Consider the following 1,089-nt stretch of genomic DNA (forward strand, 5'->3'; position numbering starts at 1 on the left):
GGCACGGCCGCTGACCTGTCCGTTCTGCTGCGGTGTGCGGATGAGGTGATGTACGGCGCCAAGCAGACCGGCGGCGGGTGGCTTATCGCTGATGGCATCACGCCCGTCCATGGCACGGTCAACGGCCGCCGCCCCGGACGCGACGGTACCCACCACACTCCGGCGGGAGACCCCCGATGAGCAACTACTCCGGCCCCACAGGCGAGCAGCACGGGAGCGGCGGCATGAACGACGTGCCCTGGAAAGACCTGACCTTGAAGGACCTGGCAGGCCCGCTGCGTGCCCTTCGCACGCTGGCCGCGGAGTTCCCGGACCTGCCCGCCGTTGACGTGCAGGTGTCGCCGATCTACCCGGACAGCCTCGAACTGACCTTGCACGACGACCTTTCGGCTTTCGAGACGTGGCGGGAGGCGCTGGGCATCGCTGCGGAGACCGTGACCTACCACGAGCAGGGATTCAGCGGCACGACCGTCCGCCTCGAAGGCAGTACCGAGGTCGCGGGGGCGACGGTGCGGCTGCGCGGGTTCGCGCCCGTGGTTCGCCCTGCGGCGACGGGCGATCCGGTGAAGGCAGCGGCGGTATGAACAAGACCGCGAAAACGCTGCTGGTGCTCGCCCTGGCTGCCGTGGTCGGCATGGCCTTCCGCGTGTCGTGGAACGCGCTGCGCGATGTCGCCGAGACCGTGGGCGCCGATGCGACCGCCTCGCTGCTGTACCCGTTCGTGGTGGACGGGCTGATGGCTCTGGCCCTGGTGGCAACGCTGGTCCTGGCGGGGGAGGACCGGCGGTTCGCGCTGCGGGTGCTGGCGATGTACACCGCCGCGTCGCTGGTGCTGAACTATGTGCACGGTCTGGTGCCGGGTCTGCATGGCGGGCAGCGGGTGCGGATGGCGCAGTGGCCGCCGGCGCAGTGGGCGCTGGTGCTGCTGGCCACCTCGCTGCCGGTCGGCTCGATCTACTTCGGCTCCGACCTGGTCGCCAAGGTCCTCCACCACCGCCCCGACACCGGCGGACAGCAACAGCCCGAGCCGACCCGTACGCCGGTTGCGTACCAGCCCGTACGGCAGGGCGTACAGCAGGCGCAGGACGC

2 protein-coding genes and 1 pseudogene are annotated in these 1,089 nt (G+C 70.4%); all 3 read left to right on the top strand.

Going from position 1 to position 1,089, the window contains the following annotated elements; translation table 11 throughout:
- Nucleotides 1–180 (top strand): annotated as a pseudogene (locus IEY86_RS37440) (GGDEF domain-containing protein); the annotation flags it as partial.
- Nucleotides 177–584 carry a hypothetical protein gene (locus tag IEY86_RS35905; RefSeq protein ID WP_308425215.1) on the top strand — a complete coding sequence of 136 codons (408 nt, stop codon included), beginning with the start codon at nucleotides 177–179 and terminating at the stop codon, nucleotides 582–584. The pseudogene IEY86_RS37440 and the gene IEY86_RS35905, both read left to right, overlap by 4 nt.
- The coding region (locus IEY86_RS35910) for a DUF2637 domain-containing protein (RefSeq protein ID WP_189136090.1) at nucleotides 581–1,089 on the top strand (509 nt) is incomplete at its 3' end. The genes IEY86_RS35905 and IEY86_RS35910, both read left to right, overlap by 4 nt.

The sequence above is a fragment of the Wenjunlia tyrosinilytica genome (assembly GCF_014646055.1).
Lineage (GTDB): Bacteria > Actinomycetota > Actinomycetes > Streptomycetales > Streptomycetaceae > Wenjunlia > Wenjunlia tyrosinilytica.